This window comes from Kitasatospora sp. NPDC059812 (assembly GCF_042732075.1).
Lineage (GTDB): Bacteria > Actinomycetota > Actinomycetes > Streptomycetales > Streptomycetaceae > Kitasatospora.
The window spans coordinates 48,145-68,096 of sequence record NZ_JBHWIO010000041.1 but is presented as its reverse complement, the minus strand read 5'-3'; the positions used below and the strand labels follow the sequence as shown (position 1 = coordinate 68,096).

The window sequence follows — 19,952 nt, the reverse complement described above, 5'->3', positions numbered from 1 at the left end:
GGGGCGGGGCGCCGCGCGGGGCCCGCCCGCGGGGGGGGGGGGGGGGGGGGGGGGGGGGGGGGGGGGCCCCCCCCCGCCCGGGGGGCGGCGGGGGCGCCCCCCCCCCCCCCCCCCCCGACTTCACGACCCAATAGTTAGGCACCTAATCACAAATAGTTAGCCACCTAATCACTTTCACCCCAGCACCTCCGCAGGAGAGGCCCATGAGCAAGAAAGCACCCGGCGCACCACCCCCCTTCACCCTGTGGCGGGAGGTCCTCGTCGCCTACGCGATGCCCGCCGTGATGGCCGGGATCGGCGGGGCCGTCACGCACCAGCCGCAGCTGATGATCGCCGCGGCCACCACGATCGGCGGCACCTCGGCCGTCGTCGCCACCCTGGTCGGCTCCGCCCTGCGGCGCCGGTCCAACCGCTCCCCGGGCGGCCGGGCACCGCACGCCCTGCTGGCCCCCGCACTCGGCCTGGCCGCCGCGGCCGTCGCACTCGCCGTCGGCCTCGCGGCCGCGCACTGGCTGCCGCAGATCCACGGGCTCGCCACCAGCCCCTGGCCCGGCCGCCTTCCGATCGACCTGCCGGTCTCGTCGGCGATCGCGGCCACCGTGATCACCTGGCGCTGGCGCGGCAGCCGCCGGCCCCGATCCCCGCAGCACCGACTCTCCACCCGACCGGAAGGACAGACCTCATGATCGTCGTCATGGGCGCCGGAGGCGCCACCGGCGGTGCCACCCTGCGCAGCCTCGCCGCCCTCGGTGCACCGAGCCGCTCACTCAGCCGCGACCCCGCCCGCCTCGCGGCCGGACTCGACGACCGGACCCTCGCACTGACCGAGACGCTCCCGGCCGACGCCGCCGACCCGGACTCGCTGCGCGCGGCCTTCCGCGGCGCGCACCAGCTCTTCCTCACCATGGCCAACGGCCCGCACCAGGTCGAGCACGAGCTGGCCGCGATCGACGCGGCGGTCGAGAGCGGCGTGGAGCACATCGTCAAGATCTCCGCACCCGCAGCCGAACCGGACTCCCCCGTGGCCGTCTCGCGCGGCCACCATCTGATCGAGGAGCGCCTGCGCGCGTCCGGTGTCACCGGGACGGTGCTGCGGCCGTACGCATTCATGCAGAAGCTGTTGCTGCTGGCACCCGGCATCGCCGCCGCCGGGGTGGTGCACGGCGCCCTGGGCCAGGCCCGCTGCAACTACGTCGACGCCCGGGACATCGGCGACGCCGCGGCCGGGGTGCTCACCCGCCCGGAGCTCGCCGGCGGAACGTATCCGCTCACCGGCGGCCGGGCGTACAGCTACCCGGAGCTCACCGGGCTGCTCGGCGAGTTGCTCGGCCGCCCGGTCCGCTACCTCGACCTGCCCCCGGCCGGGCTGCACGCCCATCTGGTCGAGCGGGCCGGGATGCCGCCCTGGCTGGCCTCCCACGTGGTGGAGATCCAGCAGCTCGCGGTGGTCCGCCGGGAGGCGCCCGACGACACCCTCACCCACCTCACCGGGCACGCCCCGCGCACCCTGGAGGCGTTCCTCCAGGAGCACCTGCACTGCTTCCGCTGACCGGTCGGGCGCCACTCGGGCACCACCCGGGCGTCATTCGGGCGCCTCTCGGACAGCGCTCCGACACCATGGCGGGCCCGGCTGCCAGGCCGGAACCGGGCCGGGAAGCCGGGCCCGCCACCCGAAGGGAGCAGCATTCGCTGTGGCGTGGATCACGATCGAGAATTCGTCCTGACGATCCGTCAATTCGACTGACATCCAGTCACATGACTTCCACGCCTATCCAGTTGTTGACTGACACAACGTCAGCTCAGGCCATTTCCGGCCTAGTTGGGCCAGGTGTCGGGCCGTACGGCGCCTCGCACCCGGGGCTACCATCAGTCGGGTTGTCCGCTCCGGCCCCGGAGTGGGGTCACCCCGTCAGGCGAGTGCTCCCACCGCCCCGAAGGGCCGGGCATCAGTCGGAACGGGGCGAGGACGAGGAGCGTACGGGCTGCCATGACAGCTGAACCGAGCACGGAGCAGTCCCCCACGTCGCCCCAGGCCACACCACCCCGAGCCACTCAGCCCCAAGCCACGCCACCCCATGCCGCACCGCCGCAGGCCCTCTTCCCGGGCCGTCCGGCCGCCGCACCGCGCACCCTGGTCGACGTCCTGGACGCCACCGTCCGCGACCACCCCGACGAGCCGGCCCTGGACGACGGGCGCACCGTGCTCGGCTACCGCGCCCTGGCCGCCGAGGTCGAGCAGCTGCGCCGCCGGCTGGCCGCCGCCGGGATCGGCCCTGGCGACCGGGTGGGCGTGCGGGTGCCCTCGGGCACCAACGACCTGTACGTCTCGATCCTCGCGGTGCTCGCCGCCGGCGCCGCCTACGTGCCGGTCGACGCCGAGGACCCCGACGAGCGCGCCCAGCTGGTCTTCGGGGAGGCCGGCGTCGCCGCGGTGCTCGGCGCCGACCGCGCGCTGACCGTCCACCGCGAATGCCCGGTGCCCCACCCCGGCGAGGCGGCCGCGGACCACCGCCCCCGCCCCGCGCCGACCGACGACGCCTGGATCATCTTCACCTCCGGCTCCACCGGCCGCCCCAAGGGCGTGGCCGTCACCCACCGCAACGCCGCCGCCTTCGTCGACGCCGAGGCGGCGCTCTTCCTCCAGGACGAGCCGATCGGCCCCGGCGACCGGGTGATGGCCGGCCTGTCGGTGGCCTTCGACGCCTCCTGCGAGGAGATGTGGCTGGCCTGGCGCCACGGCGCCTGCCTGGTGCCCGTCCCCCGCTCCCAGGTGCGCAGCGGCGCCGACCTCGGCCCCTGGCTGGCGGAGCAGGAGATCACCGTGGTCTCCACCGTCCCGACGCTGGCCGCGCTCTGGCCGGCCGAGGCGCTCAACGAGGTGCGGCTGCTGATCTTCGGCGGCGAGGCCTGCCCGCCGGAGCTGGTGCAGCGGCTGGTCACCGAGGGCCGCGAGGTCTGGAACACCTACGGCCCCACCGAGGCCACCGTGGTCGCCTGCGCCGCGCTGCTGACCGGCGACGGCCCGGTCCGGATCGGCCTGCCGCTGGACGGCTGGGACCTCGCCGTGGTCGACGAGGCCGGCGAGCCGGTCGCGGCCGGCGGCACCGGACAGCTGGTGATCGGCGGGGTCGGCCTGGCCCGCTACCTCGACCCGGGGAAGGACGCCGAGAAGTACGCGCCGCTGGCCTCGCTCGGCTGGGAGCGCGCGTACCGCAGCGGCGACCTGGTCCAGGCCGACCCGGCCGGCCTGCTGTTCCTCGGCCGCACCGACGAGCAGATCAAGCTCGGCGGCCGCCGGATCGAACTCGGCGAGGTCGACGCGGCGCTCCAGGCCCTGCCCGGCGTGGCGGGCGCGGCCGCCGCCGTCCGCACCGCGCGCGGTGGCAACCAGCTGCTGGTCGGCTACCTGGTCGTCCAGGACGGCTTCGACCGCGAGCAGTCCGTCGAACGGCTGCGCGCCGAGTTGCCGGCCGCCCTGGTGCCGCTGCTCGCGCCGGTCGACACCCTGCCCACCCGCACCTCCGGCAAGGTCGACCGGGCCGCGCTGCCATGGCCGCTGCCCGAGCTGGAGAACGCCGGGCCGAGCGAGCAGCTGTACGGCACCGAGGCCTGGCTGGCCGAGCAGTGGGCCGAGATCCTCGGTGTGGCGGTGAGCGGCCCGCGCGACGACTTCTTCGGCATCGGCGGCGGCAGCCTGGCCGCCGCCCGGCTCACCACGCTGCTGCGTACCCGCTACCCAAACGCCGCCGTGCTGGACGTCTACCAGCACCCGACGCTGCGCAAGCTCGCCCGGCACCTGGAGCGCACCGCCGCCCAGGGCGGCCAGGCCCGCACCGTCGCGCTGGTGCCGACCAGGGCCAAGCTGCTCCAGCTGCTCCTGCTGATCCCGCTGTTCACCGTGGTCGGCCTGCGCTGGACGGCCGCCCTGCTGGCCGCCGGCAACCTGCTCTCCCACCTCGGCGACTACCCGTGGGCGCCCACCGCCTCGTGGTGGGCGGTCGGCGCGGGCGCCCTGGCGCTGTACACCCCGGCGGGCCGGCTGGCGATCGCGGCCGGCGGCGCCCGGCTGCTGCTGCGCGGCCTGCGACCGGGCAGCCATCCGCGCGGCGGCGCCATCCACCTGCGGCTCTGGACCGCCGAGCGGCTCGCCGAGCTCAGCGGCGCCACCGCGCTGTCCGGCGCCTGGCTGGTCCGCTACGCCCGGGCGCTGGGTGCCAAGGTCGGGCCCGAGGTGGACCTGCACTCGCTGCCGCCGGTCACCGGGATGCTGAAGCTGGGCCGGGGCTGCGCCGTCGAGGCCGAGGTGGACCTGTGCGGCTACTGGCTGGACGGCGACCGGCTGGAGGTCGGCCAGGTCAAGGTCGGCTCCGGCGCCGTGGTCGGCACCCGCTCGACCCTGCTGCCCGGCGCCCGGGTCGGCAAGCGCGCCCAGGTGCTGCCCGGCTCCAGCGTCACCGGGCAGGTGCCGACCGGCCAGCGCTGGGGCGGCGCGCCCGCCGTCAAGCTGGGCCGCGTCGAGCGGGCGTGGCCCAAGGAGCGCCCGCCGCACCGGGCGTTCTGGGCCGCGCTCTACGGCGCCAGCGGCACGGCGCTCGGCCTGCTCCCGGTGGCGCCCGCGCTGGCCGCGCTCGCGGTTCTCGCCGGATTCGTCCACCAGGGCGACGACCTCGGTGCGGCGCTCGGCGGCGCGCTGCTCGGCCTGCTGCCCGCCGCCCTGGCGTACGGCGCGGTGTACGCGGCGCAGCTGGTGGCCGCCGTCCGGTTGCTGAGCCGCGGTCTGGTCCCCGGGGTGCACCCGCTGCACGGCCGGGTCGGCTGGCAGGCGTGGACCGTCACCCAGCTGATGGACCGGGCCCGGGAGGTGCTGTTCCCGCTGTACGCGGGGCTGGTCACGCCGCTGTGGCTGCGGGCGCTCGGGATGAGGGTCGGCCGGGGCGCGGAGGTGTCCACGGTGCTGGCGCTGCCCAGCCTGACCACCGTCGGCGACGGCGCGTTCCTGGCCGACGACACCCTGATCGCGCCGTACGAGCTGGGCGGCGGCTGGGTGCGGCTCGGCGAGGCGAAGGTCGGCGAGCGGGCGTTCCTCGGGAACTCGGGAATGACCGCGCCGGGGCGGGCGGTGCCCAAGCGGGGCCTGGTGGGCGTGCTGTCGGCGACGCCGGAGAAGGCCAAGAAGGGCGGCTCGTACCTGGGCATGCCTCCGATGCGGCTGCCGCGCGCGGCGGACGAGGCCGACCAGAGCCTGACCTACGAGCCGCCGGCCCGGCTGCTCTGGGCGCGCGGACTGGTCGAGCTGGCCCGGCTGTTGCCGGTGCTCGCCTCGGGGGCGCTCGGCATGCTGACCGTCGCGGTGCTGTCCCGGCTGTCCGTCTCCTGGCCGGCGGGCGTGGCCGCGCTGCTCTCGGGCCTGGTGCTGCTGGGCGCCGGCGCGGTGGCCTGCCTGGTCGCGGTGGCGGCGAAGTGGCTGCTGGTCGGCCGGTTCCGGGCGGTGGAGCACCCGCTGTGGAGCAGCTTCGTGTGGCGCAACGAGCTCGCGGACACCTTCGTCGAGGTGCTGGCGGTGCCGTGGCTGGTCGGCGCGGTGCCGGGCACGCCCGTGCTGAACCTCTGGCTGCGGGCGCTCGGCGCGCGCGTCGGCCGCGGCGTCTGGTGCGAGAGCTACTGGCTGCCGGAGGCGGACCTGGTCACCCTCGGGGACGGCGTCACCATCAACCGGGGCTGCGTGGTGCAGACGCACCTCTTCCACGACCGGATCATGCGGATGGATACTGTGATCCTCCGCGAGGGCGCCACCCTGGGCCCGGGCGGCATCGTGCTGCCCGGCAGCACGGTGGGCGCGCGCAGCACGCTGGGCCCGGCCTCGCTGGTGATGCGCGCCGAGTCCGTCCCCGCCGACACGCGGTGGCTGGGCAACCCCATCGAGGCGTGGCAGCCCACGCCATGACCACCCGTCCCGGCCCGCAGGAAGTGCCCGCCCCCGTGAAGCCCAAGCACGTCCCGGCGGCCGCCGGCGCCCCCGACCCGTACTTCCCGGCCAGCGGCGACCACCGCTACCGGGTCCACCGCTACGAGCTCGCGCTGGACTACCGGCCCGGGCCGAACCGGCTGGCGGCCTCGGCCCGGCTGAGCGCCGTGGCGGACGCGGCGCTGGCCGAGTTCGCGCTGGACCTGGCCGAGTTCCGGATCGGGCGGGTACTGGTCGACGGCAAGGCCGCCCGCTACACCCACCGCGCCGGCAAGCTGCGGATCCGCCCGGCCAGGGCGCTGGCGGCGGGGGCGGCGTTCACCGTCGAGGTGCACTACACCGGCAACCCCCGCCCGGTGCGCAGCCCGTGGGGCGGCCTGGGCTGGGAGGAGCTGACCGACGGCTCGCTGGTCGCCAGCCAGCCGATCGGCGCGCCGTCCTGGTTCCCGTGCAACGACCGGCCCGCCGACAAGGCGACGTACCAGATCGCGATCACCACGCCGTCCCCGTTCACCGTGCTGGCGAGCGGTCGGTTGCTGACCCGCACCACCCGGGCGTCCAGCACCACCTGGGTGTACGAGCAGAGCGCGCCGACCTCGCCGTACCTGGTGACGGTGTCGATCGGCCACTACCGGCCGGTGCCGCTGGCGGCCCGCCCGGCCGTGCCGCAGACCGGCTACGTGCCGGAGCGGCTGGTCCCCGCGTTCACCCGGGACTTCGGCCGGCAGCCGGAGATGATGGCGTACTTCGACGAGGTGTTCGGGCCGTACCCGTTCGGCGAGTACGCGGTGGTCGTCGCGGACGAGGAACTGGACGTCCCGGTGGAGGCGCAGGGCGTCGCCACCTTCGGGACGAACCACCTCGGCGGCGGCTGGCAACGCGAGCGACTGATCGCCCACGAGCTGGCGCACCAGTGGTTCGGCAACAGCGTGACGATCGCCGACTGGCGGCACATCTGGCTCAACGAGGGCTTCGCCAAATACGCCGAGTGGCTGTGGTCCGAGCACGCCGGCGGCCCGGCCGCGGCCACCCACGCCGCCGCCGCGCACGGCCTGCTGGCCGGGCTCCCGCAGGACCTCAGGCTCGCCGACCCGGGCCGCCGGCTGATGTTCGACGACCGGCTGTACCAGCGCGGCGGCCTGGCCGTGCACGCGCTGCGGCGGGCGCTGGGCGAGGACGCCTTCTTCGCGATGCTGCGGGACTGGACGAGCGTCCACCGGCACGGCGTCGTCGGCACCGCCGACCTGCTCGCGCACGCCTCCCGGTACACGACCGCCCCGCTGGCCCCGGTCTTCGAGGCCTGGCTGCAGCGGCCCGAACTCCCGCCGCTGCCAGGCTGACCGGCCCGGCGACGACATCGCGGGGCGTTCACGGGGCATTCGCGGCGCGATCGCGGGGCGTTTGCGGAGATAACGGGTGGATCCTTCGGAGCGGCCTGGCTAGGTTGGGTTCGTCTGTCGCCCGTCCGTGCTGACCGGCGGCCCCCGCCTGCGGACCTCACCGACGGTCTCGCCGACGGACCTCGTGGCAGACCACACCGACGGGCCTCCCCCGCCGGACCGCGCCGAAGGATTCAGAGGATCAGATGACCGATCAGTCCGACGAACTGCTGCCGACCACCCGCCGCGCCCTGCTGCACCGGATCGCCGTCGCCCAGGCCGAAGGGCGCACGCCCTCCCTGGCCGCCGGAGTGGTCCGGGACGGCCGGCTGGTCTGGAGCGGCGCCCGCAGCATGATCGACGGACACGCGCCGACCCCCGACGTCCAGTACCGGATCGGCTCGCTCACCAAGACCTTCGTCGCCGTGCTGGTGCTGCGGCTGCGCGACGAGGGCCTGCTCGACCTCGCCGACCCACTCGCCCGCCACCTGCCCGGCACCCCGGCCGACGGCGCGACCATCGCGCAACTGCTCGCCCACACCGCCGGACTCGCCGCCGAGACGCCCGGGCCCTGGTGGGAACGGACCGACGGCTCCCTGCGACCCGGACTGGACGACCTGCTGGAGCCCGGCGCCGCGATCAAGCACCCGGCCGGGCGCCTCCACCACTACTCCAACCCCGGCTACGCGCTGCTCGGCGCGCTGGTCGAGCGGCTGCGCGGCGAGCCCTGGGGCGAGGTGCTGCGACGCGAGGTGCTGGCGCCGCTCGGCATGGACCGCACCACCCTGCTGCCCGAGCACCCGCACGCCGGAGGCTTCGCCGTCCACCCGTGGGCCGACGTCATGCTGCCGGAGCCGCTCACCGACACCGGCCTGATGGGCCCGGCCGGCCAACTCTGGTCCACCGTCGCCGACCTGGCCCGCTGGGCGGCCTTCCTCGCCGCCGGGGACGACAAGGTGCTCGCCGCCGACTCGCTCGCCGAGATGCGCCGGCCCGCCACCGGCCCCGACAACACGACCTGGACCACCGGATACGGCCTCGGCCTGCAACTGCGCCGCCACGAAGGCCGGGTGCTGTACGGCCACACCGGCTCGATGCCCGGCTTCACCGCCGCACTGTGGGTCAGCGACGAGGACGGCCTGGCCGCGATCGCCCTGTCCAACGCCACCACCGGCGCCGGCACCACCCTGGTGGCCACCCAGTTGATCACGCTCACCGCCGAACACGAGCCCCGGCTGCCCGAGCCCTGGCGCCCGCTGCCCGAGGTCGACGAGGAGCTGCTGGCCCTCACCGGCCCCTGGTACTGGGGCACTTCGGCGCAGGCCCTGCGGCTGCGGGCCGACCGCGGCCTCGAACTGACCTCGCTCACCGGCGGAGCCCGCAGCTCCCGCTTCCGCGCCGAGCCGGACGGCACCTGGACGGGACTGGACGACTACTACACGGGCGAGACCCTGCGGGTGGTCCGGGCGGCCGACGGCACGGTCAGCCACCTGGACCTCGGCTCCTTCGTCCTCACCCGTGAACCCTACGGCCCCGCGCCCGTCATCCCGGGCGACGTCGACCCGAAGGGCTGGCAGGCCTTCTAGGACCTGCCGGGGGCGCGCCCTGCTCGGGGCACGCCGGTCGCGCACAACATCGCACCCGTCCGCGGGAGTTCCAGGGGAATCCCCGGAGAGAGTGGTCGGCCCGGGCGCACAGGCGCCCGGGCTGTCCACCCCCGGCGGGCGAGCGCCCGGTGCCCGGCAGATGACCGGGAGGCGACGGGTGGTCCCATTCAGCAGTTGCACATCTGCGCTCCGCCGCGCCGCAACATGGATGCCAACCGGCTCGGAGAGATATACGGGGACCGGTTCGCGTGCAGGCCCAACGCCTGCGGGCCGGGCCGGTGCCCTGGCGATCCAGGGCGCCGCCGATCGTGCTGCCCTGGAGGGTCCGCCATGACCACCGTCCCCACGTACACTCCGACCGCAGTAGCCCCCACCCAGGACGCCCCCGCCGTCCCCGCCCCTCGCCGGCCGCAGGCCCCGGCCGCCTACACCGTCTCCCTCGCCCGCGACGCCGACGACGTGCGCGCCGCCCAGCGGCTGCGCCACCAGGTGTTCGCCGCCGAGCTCGGCGCCGTCCTGCACAGCCCGGTCGCCGGCCTGGACGTCGACCCCTTCGACGAGTACTGCGACCACCTCCTGGTCCGCGAGGGCGAGCACGGCGCCGTCGTCGGCACCTACCGGCTGCTGCGCCCCGAGGCCGCCCGGCGGGCCGGACGGCTCTACTCCGACGGCGAGTTCGAGCTCTCCGCCCTGGCGCCGGTCCGCCCGGGCCTGGTGGAACTCGGCCGCTCCTGCATCCACCCCGACCACCGGGGCAACGGCGCCGTCATCAACCTGATGTGGGGCGGCATCGCCCGGTACCTCTCCGACACCGGCAACACCTGGGTCGGCGGCTGCTGCTCGATCCCCCTGGACGACGGCGGCGCCACCGCGGCCCGGGTCTGGGACACCGTCAGCGCCAAGTACCTGGCCCCCGAGCAGTACCGGGTCACCCCGCGCCGCCGCTGGGACGCCACCGGCGTGCCGCGCGCCGAGCGCGGCGCGCTGCCCGCCCTGCTCCGCGGCTACCTGCGGCTCGGCGCCTGGGTCTGCGGCGAGCCCGCGTACGACCCGGACTTCGACTGCGTCGACCTGTACGTGCTGCTGTCCCTGGAGCGCACCGACCCGCGCTACCTGCGGCACTTCCTGTCTGGACTGCCCTCCCGGCCCCTCGGCGCCTCATCATGAGCGTCTGGCTTCCGACGGCCCCCTGCCGGCCCGAGACCTGCCTGGCCGACCCGGCGCCCGCCGTCTCGCGCCCCCGGCGGGCGCTGCGGCTGGCGGCCTGCCTGGCGGCGGTGCTGGCGGGCGTGCTGCTCAGCCTGCCCCTGCGCCTCCTCCCGTACGGGACCCGGGAGCGGCTGATCCGGCTCTGGGCGCGCGTCCTGTTGCACACCCTCGGGGTCACCGTCCACCTCGGGACGCCGGGCGGCACGCTCGGCGGCGGGACGCTCGTGGTGGCCAACCACGTGTCCTGGCTGGACATCCCGCTGATCGCGGCGGGCCGCCCGGGCCGCTCACTGGCCAAGACCGAGGTCCGCCGGTGGCCGGTGCTCGGGCCGCTGATCGCCTGGGGCGGCACAGTGTTCCTGGACCGCGACCGGCTGCGCGCGCTGCCCGACACCGTGGCGGCGGTGGCCGAGGTGCTGCGCGCCGGCCAGCCGGTGATCGTCTTCCCGGAGGGGTCCACCTGGTGCGGGCGGGAGAGCGGCCGCTTCCGGCCCGCACTGTTCCAGGCGGCGGTGGAGGCGGGCGCCTTCGTCCAGCCGGTGACGATCCGCTACCGGCTGGCGGACGGACGGCCGACCAGCGTGCCCGCCTTCATCGGCGACGACGGACTGCTCACCTCGCTAGCCCGGGTGGTCGCAGTGCGCGGGCTGGTCGCCGACGTGACGTTCCTGCCGCCGATTCCGCCGCCCGCGCCGCAGGCCACCCGGGCGGGGGCGCGCCGGGAGCTGGCCCGCACGGCGCAGGCGGCGGTCGAGGGCATCCGCTGACGTGGCGTCGGCACGCGGACCGGTCAGGTCGGTCAGGTCGGTCAGACCGGCCGGGCCTCGGCCAGCGGCTCCGGACCGGGGCTCGGGTCGAGGTCGGGGCCGAGGTCGGGGCCGGGGCTCGGGCCGGGGTCGGAGCCCGGGTCCGACGCGGAGTCGGGGGCCGATTCCGGGAGGCTGGTACCGCCCGGGGCAAGCGGGCGGGCCCGGCCCAGCAGGACAGCGACCAGGACGGCGGTGACGGCGAGCGCGGCCGCACCGCAGCGCGCCGCGAGGTGGAGGCCCTCGATGAAGGCGCCGTCCACCGCGTCCTGGACCGGGCCGGGCAGCACGGCGGCCGCGCCGCCACCGCCGCGCCCCGCCCCGGCGGGCGCGTCCGCGATCGGGCCGACGGCGTCCGGCGGCACGCCGAGCCGGTGCAGGGCGGCGGTCAGGCTGCCGGTCATCCGGTTGGTCAGCACGGCGCCGAGCACCGCGATCCCGAGGACGCCGCCCAGCTCGCGCAGGGTGTTGATGCTCGCCGAGGCCATCCCGGTCTGCGCCGGGGCGACCCGTTGGAGCACCGCGATCGACACCGGGGTGAAGGTCATCCCCATCCCGAGGCCCATCGCGAACAGGGTCCACAGGTACTCGACGTAGTGGGCGTGCTCGCCGTAGAGGGACAGCCCGCCGAGGCCCGCCGCGCACAGCGCGAGACCGAGCACCAGCGGCAGTCGGGGCCCGTACCGCGAGGTCAGCCCGCCGGAGAGCGGGGCTGCGACGACGATCATCGCGGTCATCGGCAGCCCGGCGTAGCCGGCGTCGGACGGGGACCAGCCGAGCGGGCCCTGCATCAGCAGCGGCAGGAAGAAGAGCGCGCCGAAGATCCCGAAGCTGACCATGAAGCCGCTGAGCAGCGCACCGCCGAGGGCGCCGTCGCGGAACAGCCGCAGCTCCAGCATCGGTTCGGCGAGCCGCAGTTCGAGCACCAGGAAGGCGGCCAGCAGCACGAGCGCCGCGGCTCCGCAGAGGAGCACCCGGGTGTCCGTCCAACCGCGGGTCGGCCCCTCGATCAGCGCGTAGACCAGCAGGCCGAGGCCCGCGGCGGAGAGGACGAGGCCGCCGAGGTCGATCCGCCGGGCACGCGGGGGGATGTCCGGGAGCACGCGGGCGGCGAGCACCAGTGCGGCCACGCCGATCGGCACGTTGATCCAGAACACGCTGGCCCACCCGAGGTGCTCGACCATCGGCCCGCCGACCACAGGGCCGATCGACAGGCCCAGCGCGGAGACCCCGGACCAGAGGCCGATGGCCTTGGCGCGCTCGCGCTCGTCGGTGAAGACGTGGCGCAGCAGGGCGAGGCTGCCCGGGGTGAGCAGCGCGGCCCCGACGCCTTGCAGCATCCGGGCGCCGACCAGCAGGCCGATCGTTCCGGCGAGCGCGGCGAGCGCGGAGCCGACCGTGAACAGCGCGAGGCCGAGCCGGAACATCCGGGTGCGGCCGTACCGGTCGCCGAGCGCGCCGCCGGTCAGCACGAACCCGGCGTAGACGAGGCTGTATCCCTCGACGACCCATTGCAGGCCGCTGATCCCGGTATCCAGGTCCTGGCCGATGCGGGGCAGGGCGTTGTTGACGATGACGTTGTCCAGCATCGACATGAACATGGTGACGCAGAGCGTCAGTAGCGCGAGCCGTTTGCGCCGGGCGCTCGACTCCTGCATGGGAACCCTCCCGATTCCTAGCCCCTAACAGCGTTAGGGAGTGGTGCGGCACGCACAGAGTGCCCCTAACGGTGTTAGATTGCAAGCGGGATCTCGCGCACGGGCGCTCGCCACGGACAGTCGCCGCGAGACTCGCGACCGGAGAAGACCGGATGAGACCGCTGGAGGCGTCCGCACAGCCATGCCGGAGAACGACGACACGACACCGCCGCTGACCAGGGACGCGCTGACCCAGGCCGCGCTGCGGGTACTGGAACGGGACGGCCTCGACGGGCTGTCGATGCGCAAGGTCGCCGCCGAGGTCGGCGTCAAGGCGGCCTCGCTGTACTGGCACGTCCGCAACAAGCAGGAACTGCTCGACCTGCTCACCGACGCGGTGATGGCCTCGGCCGAACCCCCGCCGCGCGAGGGCGGGTGGCGCGAGCAGTTCCACGCCTACTGCTGGCGCTACCGCCGGCTGCTGCTCGACAAGCGCGACGCCGCCAAGGTCGTCTCGGGCCGCCTCTCCCCCGGGCCCCACCTGCTCGGCCTGATGGAGGACCAGCTCGACCGGCTCCGCGCGGCCGGCTTCTCCGACGCCGACGCCGCCATGGCCACCTACCTGCTGGGCGCCTTCGTCCAGGGGTTCGTCCTCCAGGAACAGTCCCCGATCTCGGCCGCCGAAGTCCTCGGCACCAGCCGCCGGGACATCGCCGACGCCGCCGGCGACCGCTTCCGTGCCCTGCCCTCCGACACCTTCCCCAACCTCGTCGCCCTGGCCGACGAACTCACCGAACCCGACATGGACACCCGCTTCGAGTTCTGCGTGCAACGCGTCCTCGACGGGCTCGCGACCCTGCTGCCCGCCGAACAGCGCTGACCCCACCACGGCGGGCCCGGCCGGCCGGGCCCCCGCCCCGGGCCCGCCGAAAATCCACGGCCCGGCCTGCGAGCGCCCGCTAGAGTCTGTCCGGCCGCACGTCCACGGAGGAGTTCCGCGATGCCCGAGCTGCACCCCCACTACGAGCCCTACGCACAAGGCCTGCTGGACGTCGGAGACGGGCAGCGGATGCACTGGAACGCCTCCGGCAACCCGGCGGGCAAACCCGCCGCGATCGTGCACGGCGGGCCCGGGTCCGGCCACCGGCCGGGCGCCCGGCGGTACTTCGACCCCGAGCGGTACCACGTGGTCCAGTTCGACCAGCGCGGCTGCGGACAGAGCCTGCCGCACGCCGCCGACCCGACGACCGGGCTGGAGCACAACACCACCGAGCGGCTGATCGCGGACATGGAGCGGCTGCGCGACCACCTCGGCATCGAGAAATGGCTGCTGTACGGCGGCTCCTGGGGCTCGACGCTGATCCTCGCCTATGCCCAGGCCCACCCCGAGCGGGTCTCCGAGATCGTGCTCTGCGGCGTCACCACGACCCGCCCCGAGGAGACCGACTGGCTCTACCGGGGCGTCGCCCGCTTCCTGCCCGGCCCGTGGGAGGAGTTCCGGAACTTCCTGCCGGCCGCCGACCGCGACGGTGACCTGGTGGCCGCCTACAGTCGGCTGCTCAACAGCCAGGACGAGACCGTCCGGCGGGCCGCCGCGAACGCCTGGGCCACCTGGGAGGACGCCGTCATCGCGCACGAGGCGCTGGGCAAGCCGAACGCCTACAGCGACCGCCCCGCCGACGCGCTGATGGCGTTCACCCGGATCACCGCGCACTACTTCGCGCACCACGCGTTCCTGGCCGACGGCCAACTGCTGCACGACGCCGGACGGCTGGTCGGCATCCCGGGCGAACTGATCCACGGCCGACTGGACCTCGGCTCGCCGCTCGACACCGCGTGGCGGCTGACCCGGGCCTGGCCGGAGGCCCGACTGACCGTCATCGACGAGTCCGGGCACACCGGGAGTCCGGCGATGATGGAGGCGGTCCTCGCGGCGATCGAGCGGTTCGCCTGACCTGCCCGCTCGTCCGGTCCCCTTGTCCGGTCCGTTTGCCCAGTCCGTCTGCCCAGTCCGTCTGCCCAGTCCGCCCGGCCGGTTCGTCCACGGGCGGACGGGCGGTTCACGCGAACGGCCTCCGCCTACGATACGAAGCATGATCGCCTATGTCCCAGCCGCCCTGTTCTTCCTGTTGTTCGGAATCGGGGTACTACGCGACCGCCGCCAGTTCAGCAATGCCGTCCTGCTCGGCATCGCCGTCTCCCTGCTCGCCCTCGCCCTGCTCACCGAGCTGCGCAAGGCGCCCACACTGGTGATGGAACTGGCGGCGGTGGCGATCATCCTGCTGCCGGCCCTCGGCACGGCGGCCCTGGTCTGGTTCCTGATCGCCAACGGCCTGACCATGATCCGCAAGGAGGGCAGACGGCCCGCCAACCTGCTGTCCCTCCTCGCCGGTCTGGGCATCCTCGCCGTCATCGCACTGCTGCTCGCTGCTCTGGCCACCCGCTCGCCCCGGCTGGGCGTACTGGCGGGCACCGCCGTCCTGGTGGTCGGCTACATCTCCTTCCTGTTCGTCTGCTTCGTCGGCTACGCATTCCTCTACGGCCGCCACCGGCCGCGCCGAAACGTGGACTTCGTGGTCGTCCTCGGCTCCGGCCTGATCGGCGGCGAGCGCGTCCCGCCGCTGCTGGCCAGCCGGCTCGACCGGGGCCGGGAGGTGTACGACAAGCAGGCCGCGCGCGGCAACCCGCCGGTGCTGATCACCTCCGGCGGCCAGGGCCCGGACGAGAAGCTGCCGGAGTCCCACGCGATGGCCGACTACCTGACCGGGCGCGGCTTCCCGGCCGAACACATCGAGCGCGAGGATCGCTCCCGCACCACCGAGGAGAACCTGCTCTTCAGCAAGGCCATCATGGAGCAGGCCAAGCCCGACTACCGCTGTGTCGTGGTCACCAACAGCTTCCACGCCTTCCGGGCGGCGCTCACCGCCCGCAGGACCGGCGTCAACGGGCAGGTGTTCGGCTCGCCGACCGCCGCGTACTACTGGCCGAGCGCGACGATCCGCGAGTTCGCCGCCGTGTTCCTCTCGCACAAGCTGATCAACTTCGGGATCTGCGGCCTCCTCGCGCTCTGTGGGCTGCTCGCGGCCCTCTGAACCGCAGCCGACCCCGGGCCCCGGCCGCCGAAGCGACCGGGGCCCGGCCGTACCTTCAGCCGAACCTCCGTCAGGTCTCCCTCCGGTCCTCCGAACCTCTGCCCGGGCCTCCGGTCATGCCACCGGTCGGACCACCGGTCGGACCACCTGTCAGGCCGCCGCTCAGGCCGCCGGGCGGGGAGCCAGGATGGCGCAGGTGGTGGTGGCATGCGCGTAGAGCTTGCCGTTCTCCACCCCGACCACCCTCGCCTCGGCCGTCGCCATCGTCCGGCCCAGATGCAGCACCAGGCCCTCGCAGCGCAGCAGCCCCGAGTCGGCGAACAGCGGGCGCAGCATGTGGACGTTCAACTGCGTAGTGGTGTAGCCGATCCCGGCGGGCAGCCGGCTCAGCACGGCGCAACCGAGCGCCGAGTCGAGCAGGGTGGCGAGGTAGCCGCCGTGCACGGTGTTCATCGGGTTGTAGAGGTGATCGCCGAGTTCACCCTCGAACACCGCCGTGCCCGGCTTCACCTCGGTCAGATGGAATCCGAGCGTGCTGCAGATCGCCGGCTCCTGAATCCGGCCCGCGAGGATCTCGTGCAGGATCTCCTCTCCGCTCAGGCGCGGGAAGGCGGAGATCGGCGGGCCGGCCGTCCAGGTGTGGGTCCTGGTCCGGGGCACCTGGCCCTCCAGGGCCTGCCGGCCTTCAAGGAGCTCCTGGCCCTCCGGGGACGTCGCGCCGCCGGGGTCTGCCTCATTCGTCGTCATGGGATCAACCTGCCTTGTTCGCGCACGCCCCTCAAGTGCCTTCCGCGGTACGGCCGGCGCGCGGCCCCCGGGCATCGGACCATGGCGGTCCACGCCATGGCGGGGCGGTGGACCTCGGGTGGCCGTCACATGGCACCGGGGCACGGGGCGCGCCACGCTGCACGGCATCCGCCCCCACTCCTCCCCCACCCAGGAGCCCCCATGCCTCTCCGTCCTGCCGCCGCCGCGTTGCTGACGGCCGCCGCACTCGCGATCGGCACCACCGCACCCGCCCCGGCTGCGGCCGACACCGTGAGCGGGACCTTCCAGCAGGTCACCGGATTCGGCGCCAATCCGGGAAACCTCGCGATGTACTCCTACACCCCCGCCGGACTGCCGAGTGGCGCGCCGCTGGTGGTCGCGCTGCACGGCTGCCTGCAGACCGCCAACGACTACTACCGCAACTCCGGTTGGACGACCTTCGCCGACCGGTACGGCTTCGCGGTCGTCTTCCCGCAGACCAGCAGTGCCAACAACAGCCTCTCCTGCTTCAGCTGGTTCGACGCGACCAAGGACGCCCGGGGCACCGGCGAGGCTGAGTCGGTGATCGAGATGGTCACCAAGGCCAAGGCCCTGTACGGCTCGGACGGTCGGCGGGTGTTCGTCACCGGGCTGTCGGCCGGCGGCGGGATGGCCTCCGACCTGCTGGCCGACTACCCGGACGTGTTCGCCGGCGGGGCGATCGACTCCGGCCTCCCGGCCCAGTGCGCGACCACCCAGAGCGCCGCCTCCGGCTGCCAGAACTCCGACCAGGGGCTCACCCCGGCCCAGTGGGGCGACAAGGTCCGGGCCGCGTACCCGGGCTACGCCGGGCCCTGGCCCCGGGTGGCGATCTGGCAGGGCAGCGCGGACACCGTGGTCAGGCCGGTGAACGCGACGGAGCTGCGCGACCAGTGGACCAACGTCCAGGGTGTCGGCCAGAGCCCGACCAGCACCCGGAGCCTGCCGGGCGGCACCACCGAGGAGGTCTACGCCGACGCGGGCGGGCGGCCCGCCGTGGCACTGTTCACCATCGCCGGGATGGGCCACGGGCTGGCCGTCAACCCCGGCTCCGCAGCGGACCAGTGCGGGGCCACCGGCAGCTACTTCCTCAACACGATCTGCTCCAGCTACTACACCGCGCAGTTCTGGGGCCTGGACGGCAGCACGGGGCCCACCAACCCCGGCCTGCCCGCCCCGACCGGGCTGACCGCGACCCCGGCGGGCCAGAGCTCGATCGCCCTCGCCTGGCAGGCCGTCAGCGGGGCCGCCTCCTACCAGGTCTACCGGGACGGCACGATGGCGGGCAGTGCCACCGGCCCGTCCTTCACCGACACCGGGCTCGCCCCCGGCACGTCGTACGGCTACACCGTGGCGGCGGTCGACCCGTCGGGCGCGGTGGGCACCCGATCGGCGGCGGTGACGGCGACCACCGGCGGCGGCGCCGCGCAGTGCTTCACCGACAGCAACTACAACCAGGTCCGGGCCGGGCGGGCCACCCAGAGCGGCGGCCTGACCTACGCGCTCGGCTCGGGCCAGAGCATGGGCCTCTGGAACACCTTCGTGACGCACACCCTGAAGCAGACCGGCCCGGGCTACTTCGTGCTCGCCGACGGCCAGTGCTGAGCGGGCGAAACCCGACCTCCGGCTCATCCGTCCCCCTCTCCCGGGCGCAGCCCCGCCTCTCCTGAGCGCAGCCCGGCGAACAGGTCGGTCTCGGACCCCTCGCCCTCGACCGGCACCAGGCTCCGGGCGAGGTGGTAGTCCTCCGTCGGCCAGACCTCGCGCTCGATGTCCCGTGGGTGGGCCATGAACGCGACCCCGGGCTCGATCTGGGTGGCGTGCGCCAGCAGTGCCGCGTCCCGTACGGCGAACTGCTCGGCGCACGCGATCCGGGTGGTGGTGGCGAGGGCGGGCGGGGTGTCCGGCCAGTCCGCGAGCAGTGCGCCCATGCCCGAGGGGACGCCCCGCTCCGTCATCGCGTCGTGCAGGGTCTGGAACCAGGCTCTGGAGAGCGCCAGGTGGTAGTAGAGCTTCGCCGCCTGCCAGGGTTCCCCCGTCTCGGGGTGGCGGCCCGGGTCGGCGGCGGCCTCGAAGGCCTCGACCGTGACCTGGTGGGTCATCACGTGGTCGGGGTGCGGATACCCCCCGGTCTCGTCGTAGGTGACCACCACGTGCGGACGGAACTCCCGGATCAGGGCGACCAGCGGCGCCGCGGCCGCCGCCACGGGCTGGGCGGCGAAGCAGCCCGCCGGCAGCGGTTCGCCCGGGCCCGGCATGCCGGAGTCCACGAAGCCGAGGAACTGCTGGCGCACCCCGAGGATGCCCCGGGCGGCCGCCATCTCCTCGCTCCGGATCCGGGCGAGGTCCGCCCGGACCTCGGGGCGGTCCATGGCCGGGTTGAGCACCGACCCGCGCTCACCGCCGGTACAGGTGGCGACCAGGACGTCCACCCCCTCGGCGGCGTACCGCGCGAGGGTGGCAGCGCCCTTGCTGGACTCGTCGTCGGGGTGGGCGTGGACGCTGAGCAGGCGGAGCCGCCCGGCGTGCTGGGTGAACACGGCGCCTCCGTACGTGGCCGATGTGGTCATGCGCCCTCCCCGGGTCGTCCGTCCGGCGGCCGCTCCGACCGCCCGGAAGAAACTTAGGACGGACCCAGCGATTAGGTCAAGCCTAATTTCTGGGTCCGACCCAGCGAACTGCGCTACGCTGCCTCCATGACGGAACCCACAACGGAAACCGCGACGGAAACCCTGACGGGAACCGGGGCCGCCCCGACCCTGCGCGAGCTCAACAAGCGACGCACCCGCGAGGCGATCTCGCACGCCGCGACCAGGCTCTTCATCGAGCAGGGCTTCGACCGCACCACCGTCGCCGAGGTCGCGACGGCCGCCGGAGTCGCCAAGATGACCGTCACCAACCACTTTCCGCGCAAGGAGGACCTCCTCCTCGACCTGCACGAGGAGATCGTCGGTCGGCTCGCCCGGGCGGTCGCCGAGCGTGCGCCCGGCGAGTCCGCCCTCGCCGCGCTGCGCCGCGACTGCCTGGCCGGCCTCGACCGGCACGACCCACGGCTCGGCTTCTCCGGCCCGGCGTTCGCCCGCACCGTCGCCGACAGCCCCGCCCTGGTCGCCCGGATCCGCGAGCTGCACGAACAGAGCGAGACCGCCCTGGCCGAGGCCCTGGCCGGGGCCACCCGCCCCACGACAACCGGCACTCCGCCCGGCACTCCGCCCGGCGCATCGCCCGACGCGCCGGGCGGCACACCGGCCGGCCCGCCGGTCGACTTCGAGAGCCGGGTGGCCGCCGGGCTGCTCGCCGCCGTCGACCGCACGGTGTTCACCGAAGTGTTCCGCAGGCTGCTGGCCGGCGACGAGGCCGCCGCCATCACGGCGGCGGTGCGCCCCTCGGCCGTCCGAGCCTTCGACCGACTGGAGGGCGCCCTGGGCACCTTCGCCGTCCGACCGGGCTCCTGACCTGCGGCGCGAGACG

Annotated in this window: 15 protein-coding genes; 12 read left to right on the top strand and 3 right to left on the bottom strand. The window is 74.5% G+C overall.

The window, feature by feature from the left end:
• Nucleotides 1-203: 203 nt before the first annotated feature.
• From ACFV6D_RS21335 to ACFV6D_RS21305, 7 genes are all read left to right on the top strand, one after another.
• Entirely contained in the window at nucleotides 204-686 is a 483-nt protein-coding gene (locus tag ACFV6D_RS21335; RefSeq protein ID WP_063346030.1) for a hypothetical protein, read from the top strand.
• The gene (locus ACFV6D_RS21330) at nucleotides 683-1,549 is read left to right on the top strand and encodes an NmrA family NAD(P)-binding protein (RefSeq protein WP_380560745.1); all 867 of its coding nucleotides are present in this window, start codon (nucleotides 683-685) and stop codon (nucleotides 1,547-1,549) included. Before ACFV6D_RS21335 ends, ACFV6D_RS21330 begins: the two co-directional genes overlap by 4 nt.
• A 438-nt stretch (nucleotides 1,550-1,987) precedes the next feature.
• Nucleotides 1,988-5,944 (top strand): Pls/PosA family non-ribosomal peptide synthetase, encoded by a 3,957-nt coding sequence (locus ACFV6D_RS21325; protein ID WP_380560744.1) that lies wholly within the window; start codon nucleotides 1,988-1,990, stop codon nucleotides 5,942-5,944.
• The gene (locus tag ACFV6D_RS21320) at nucleotides 5,941-7,305 is read left to right on the top strand and encodes a M1 family metallopeptidase (protein WP_079135337.1); all 1,365 of its coding nucleotides are present in this window, start codon (nucleotides 5,941-5,943) and stop codon (nucleotides 7,303-7,305) included. Before ACFV6D_RS21325 ends, ACFV6D_RS21320 begins: the two co-directional genes overlap by 4 nt.
• Before the next feature lie 245 nt (nucleotides 7,306-7,550).
• Nucleotides 7,551-8,930, top strand: a complete 1,380-nt coding sequence (locus ACFV6D_RS21315) for a serine hydrolase domain-containing protein (RefSeq protein ID WP_380428973.1) — start codon at nucleotides 7,551-7,553, stop codon at nucleotides 8,928-8,930.
• Between the two features lie 351 nt (nucleotides 8,931-9,281).
• Nucleotides 9,282-10,118, top strand: a complete 837-nt coding sequence (locus ACFV6D_RS21310) for a GNAT family N-acetyltransferase (RefSeq protein ID WP_063346035.1) — start codon at nucleotides 9,282-9,284, stop codon at nucleotides 10,116-10,118.
• Nucleotides 10,115-10,927: a lysophospholipid acyltransferase family protein gene (locus tag ACFV6D_RS21305; protein ID WP_380560743.1), complete on the top strand. Its 813-nt coding sequence runs from the start codon at nucleotides 10,115-10,117 to the stop codon at nucleotides 10,925-10,927. The genes ACFV6D_RS21310 and ACFV6D_RS21305 overlap by 4 nt, the downstream gene beginning before the upstream one ends.
• A gap of 41 nt (nucleotides 10,928-10,968) precedes the next feature.
• On the opposite strand, the gene ACFV6D_RS21300 is transcribed toward ACFV6D_RS21305, so the two are convergent.
• Nucleotides 10,969-12,624 carry a DHA2 family efflux MFS transporter permease subunit gene (locus tag ACFV6D_RS21300; protein ID WP_380560742.1) on the bottom strand — a complete coding sequence of 552 codons (1,656 nt, stop codon included), beginning with the start codon at nucleotides 12,622-12,624 and terminating at the stop codon, nucleotides 10,969-10,971.
• Between the two features lie 181 nt (nucleotides 12,625-12,805).
• On the opposite strand from ACFV6D_RS21300, the gene ACFV6D_RS21295 reads away from it, so the two are divergent.
• From ACFV6D_RS21295 to ACFV6D_RS21285, 3 genes are all read left to right on the top strand, one after another.
• Nucleotides 12,806-13,483: a TetR/AcrR family transcriptional regulator C-terminal domain-containing protein gene (locus ACFV6D_RS21295; protein WP_380371097.1), complete on the top strand. Its 678-nt coding sequence runs from the start codon at nucleotides 12,806-12,808 to the stop codon at nucleotides 13,481-13,483.
• Between the two features lie 120 nt (nucleotides 13,484-13,603).
• Nucleotides 13,604-14,557 carry a prolyl aminopeptidase gene (gene pip / locus ACFV6D_RS21290; RefSeq protein WP_380560741.1) on the top strand — a complete coding sequence of 318 codons (954 nt, stop codon included), beginning with the start codon at nucleotides 13,604-13,606 and terminating at the stop codon, nucleotides 14,555-14,557.
• Nucleotides 14,558-14,696: 139 nt separating this feature from the next.
• A complete protein-coding gene (locus ACFV6D_RS21285; protein WP_380560740.1) occupies nucleotides 14,697-15,695 on the top strand; it encodes a YdcF family protein in 999 nt (332 codons plus the stop codon).
• A gap of 162 nt (nucleotides 15,696-15,857) precedes the next feature.
• Here the strand turns inward: ACFV6D_RS21285 and ACFV6D_RS21280 are convergent, their stop codons facing one another.
• Nucleotides 15,858-16,442, bottom strand: coding sequence for a hotdog fold thioesterase (locus ACFV6D_RS21280; RefSeq protein ID WP_380371106.1), 585 nt, complete (start codon nucleotides 16,440-16,442; stop codon nucleotides 15,858-15,860).
• A gap of 201 nt (nucleotides 16,443-16,643) precedes the next feature.
• On the opposite strand from ACFV6D_RS21280, the gene ACFV6D_RS21275 reads away from it, so the two are divergent.
• Nucleotides 16,644-18,086, top strand: a complete 1,443-nt coding sequence (locus ACFV6D_RS21275) for a PHB depolymerase family esterase (protein ID WP_380560739.1) — start codon at nucleotides 16,644-16,646, stop codon at nucleotides 18,084-18,086.
• A 23-nt stretch (nucleotides 18,087-18,109) separates the two neighbouring features.
• Here ACFV6D_RS21275 and mca read toward each other — a convergent pair whose 3' ends face one another.
• Complete coding sequence (gene mca / locus ACFV6D_RS21270) at nucleotides 18,110-19,051, bottom strand: mycothiol conjugate amidase Mca (protein ID WP_380495084.1); 942 nt, start codon at nucleotides 19,049-19,051, stop codon at nucleotides 18,110-18,112.
• A gap of 126 nt (nucleotides 19,052-19,177) precedes the next feature.
• Here mca and ACFV6D_RS21265 point away from each other — a divergent pair, with 126 nt between their 5' ends.
• Nucleotides 19,178-19,936 (top strand): TetR/AcrR family transcriptional regulator, encoded by a 759-nt coding sequence (locus tag ACFV6D_RS21265; RefSeq protein WP_380560738.1) that lies wholly within the window; start codon nucleotides 19,178-19,180, stop codon nucleotides 19,934-19,936.
• The last annotated feature ends 16 nt before the right edge of the window (nucleotides 19,937-19,952 follow it).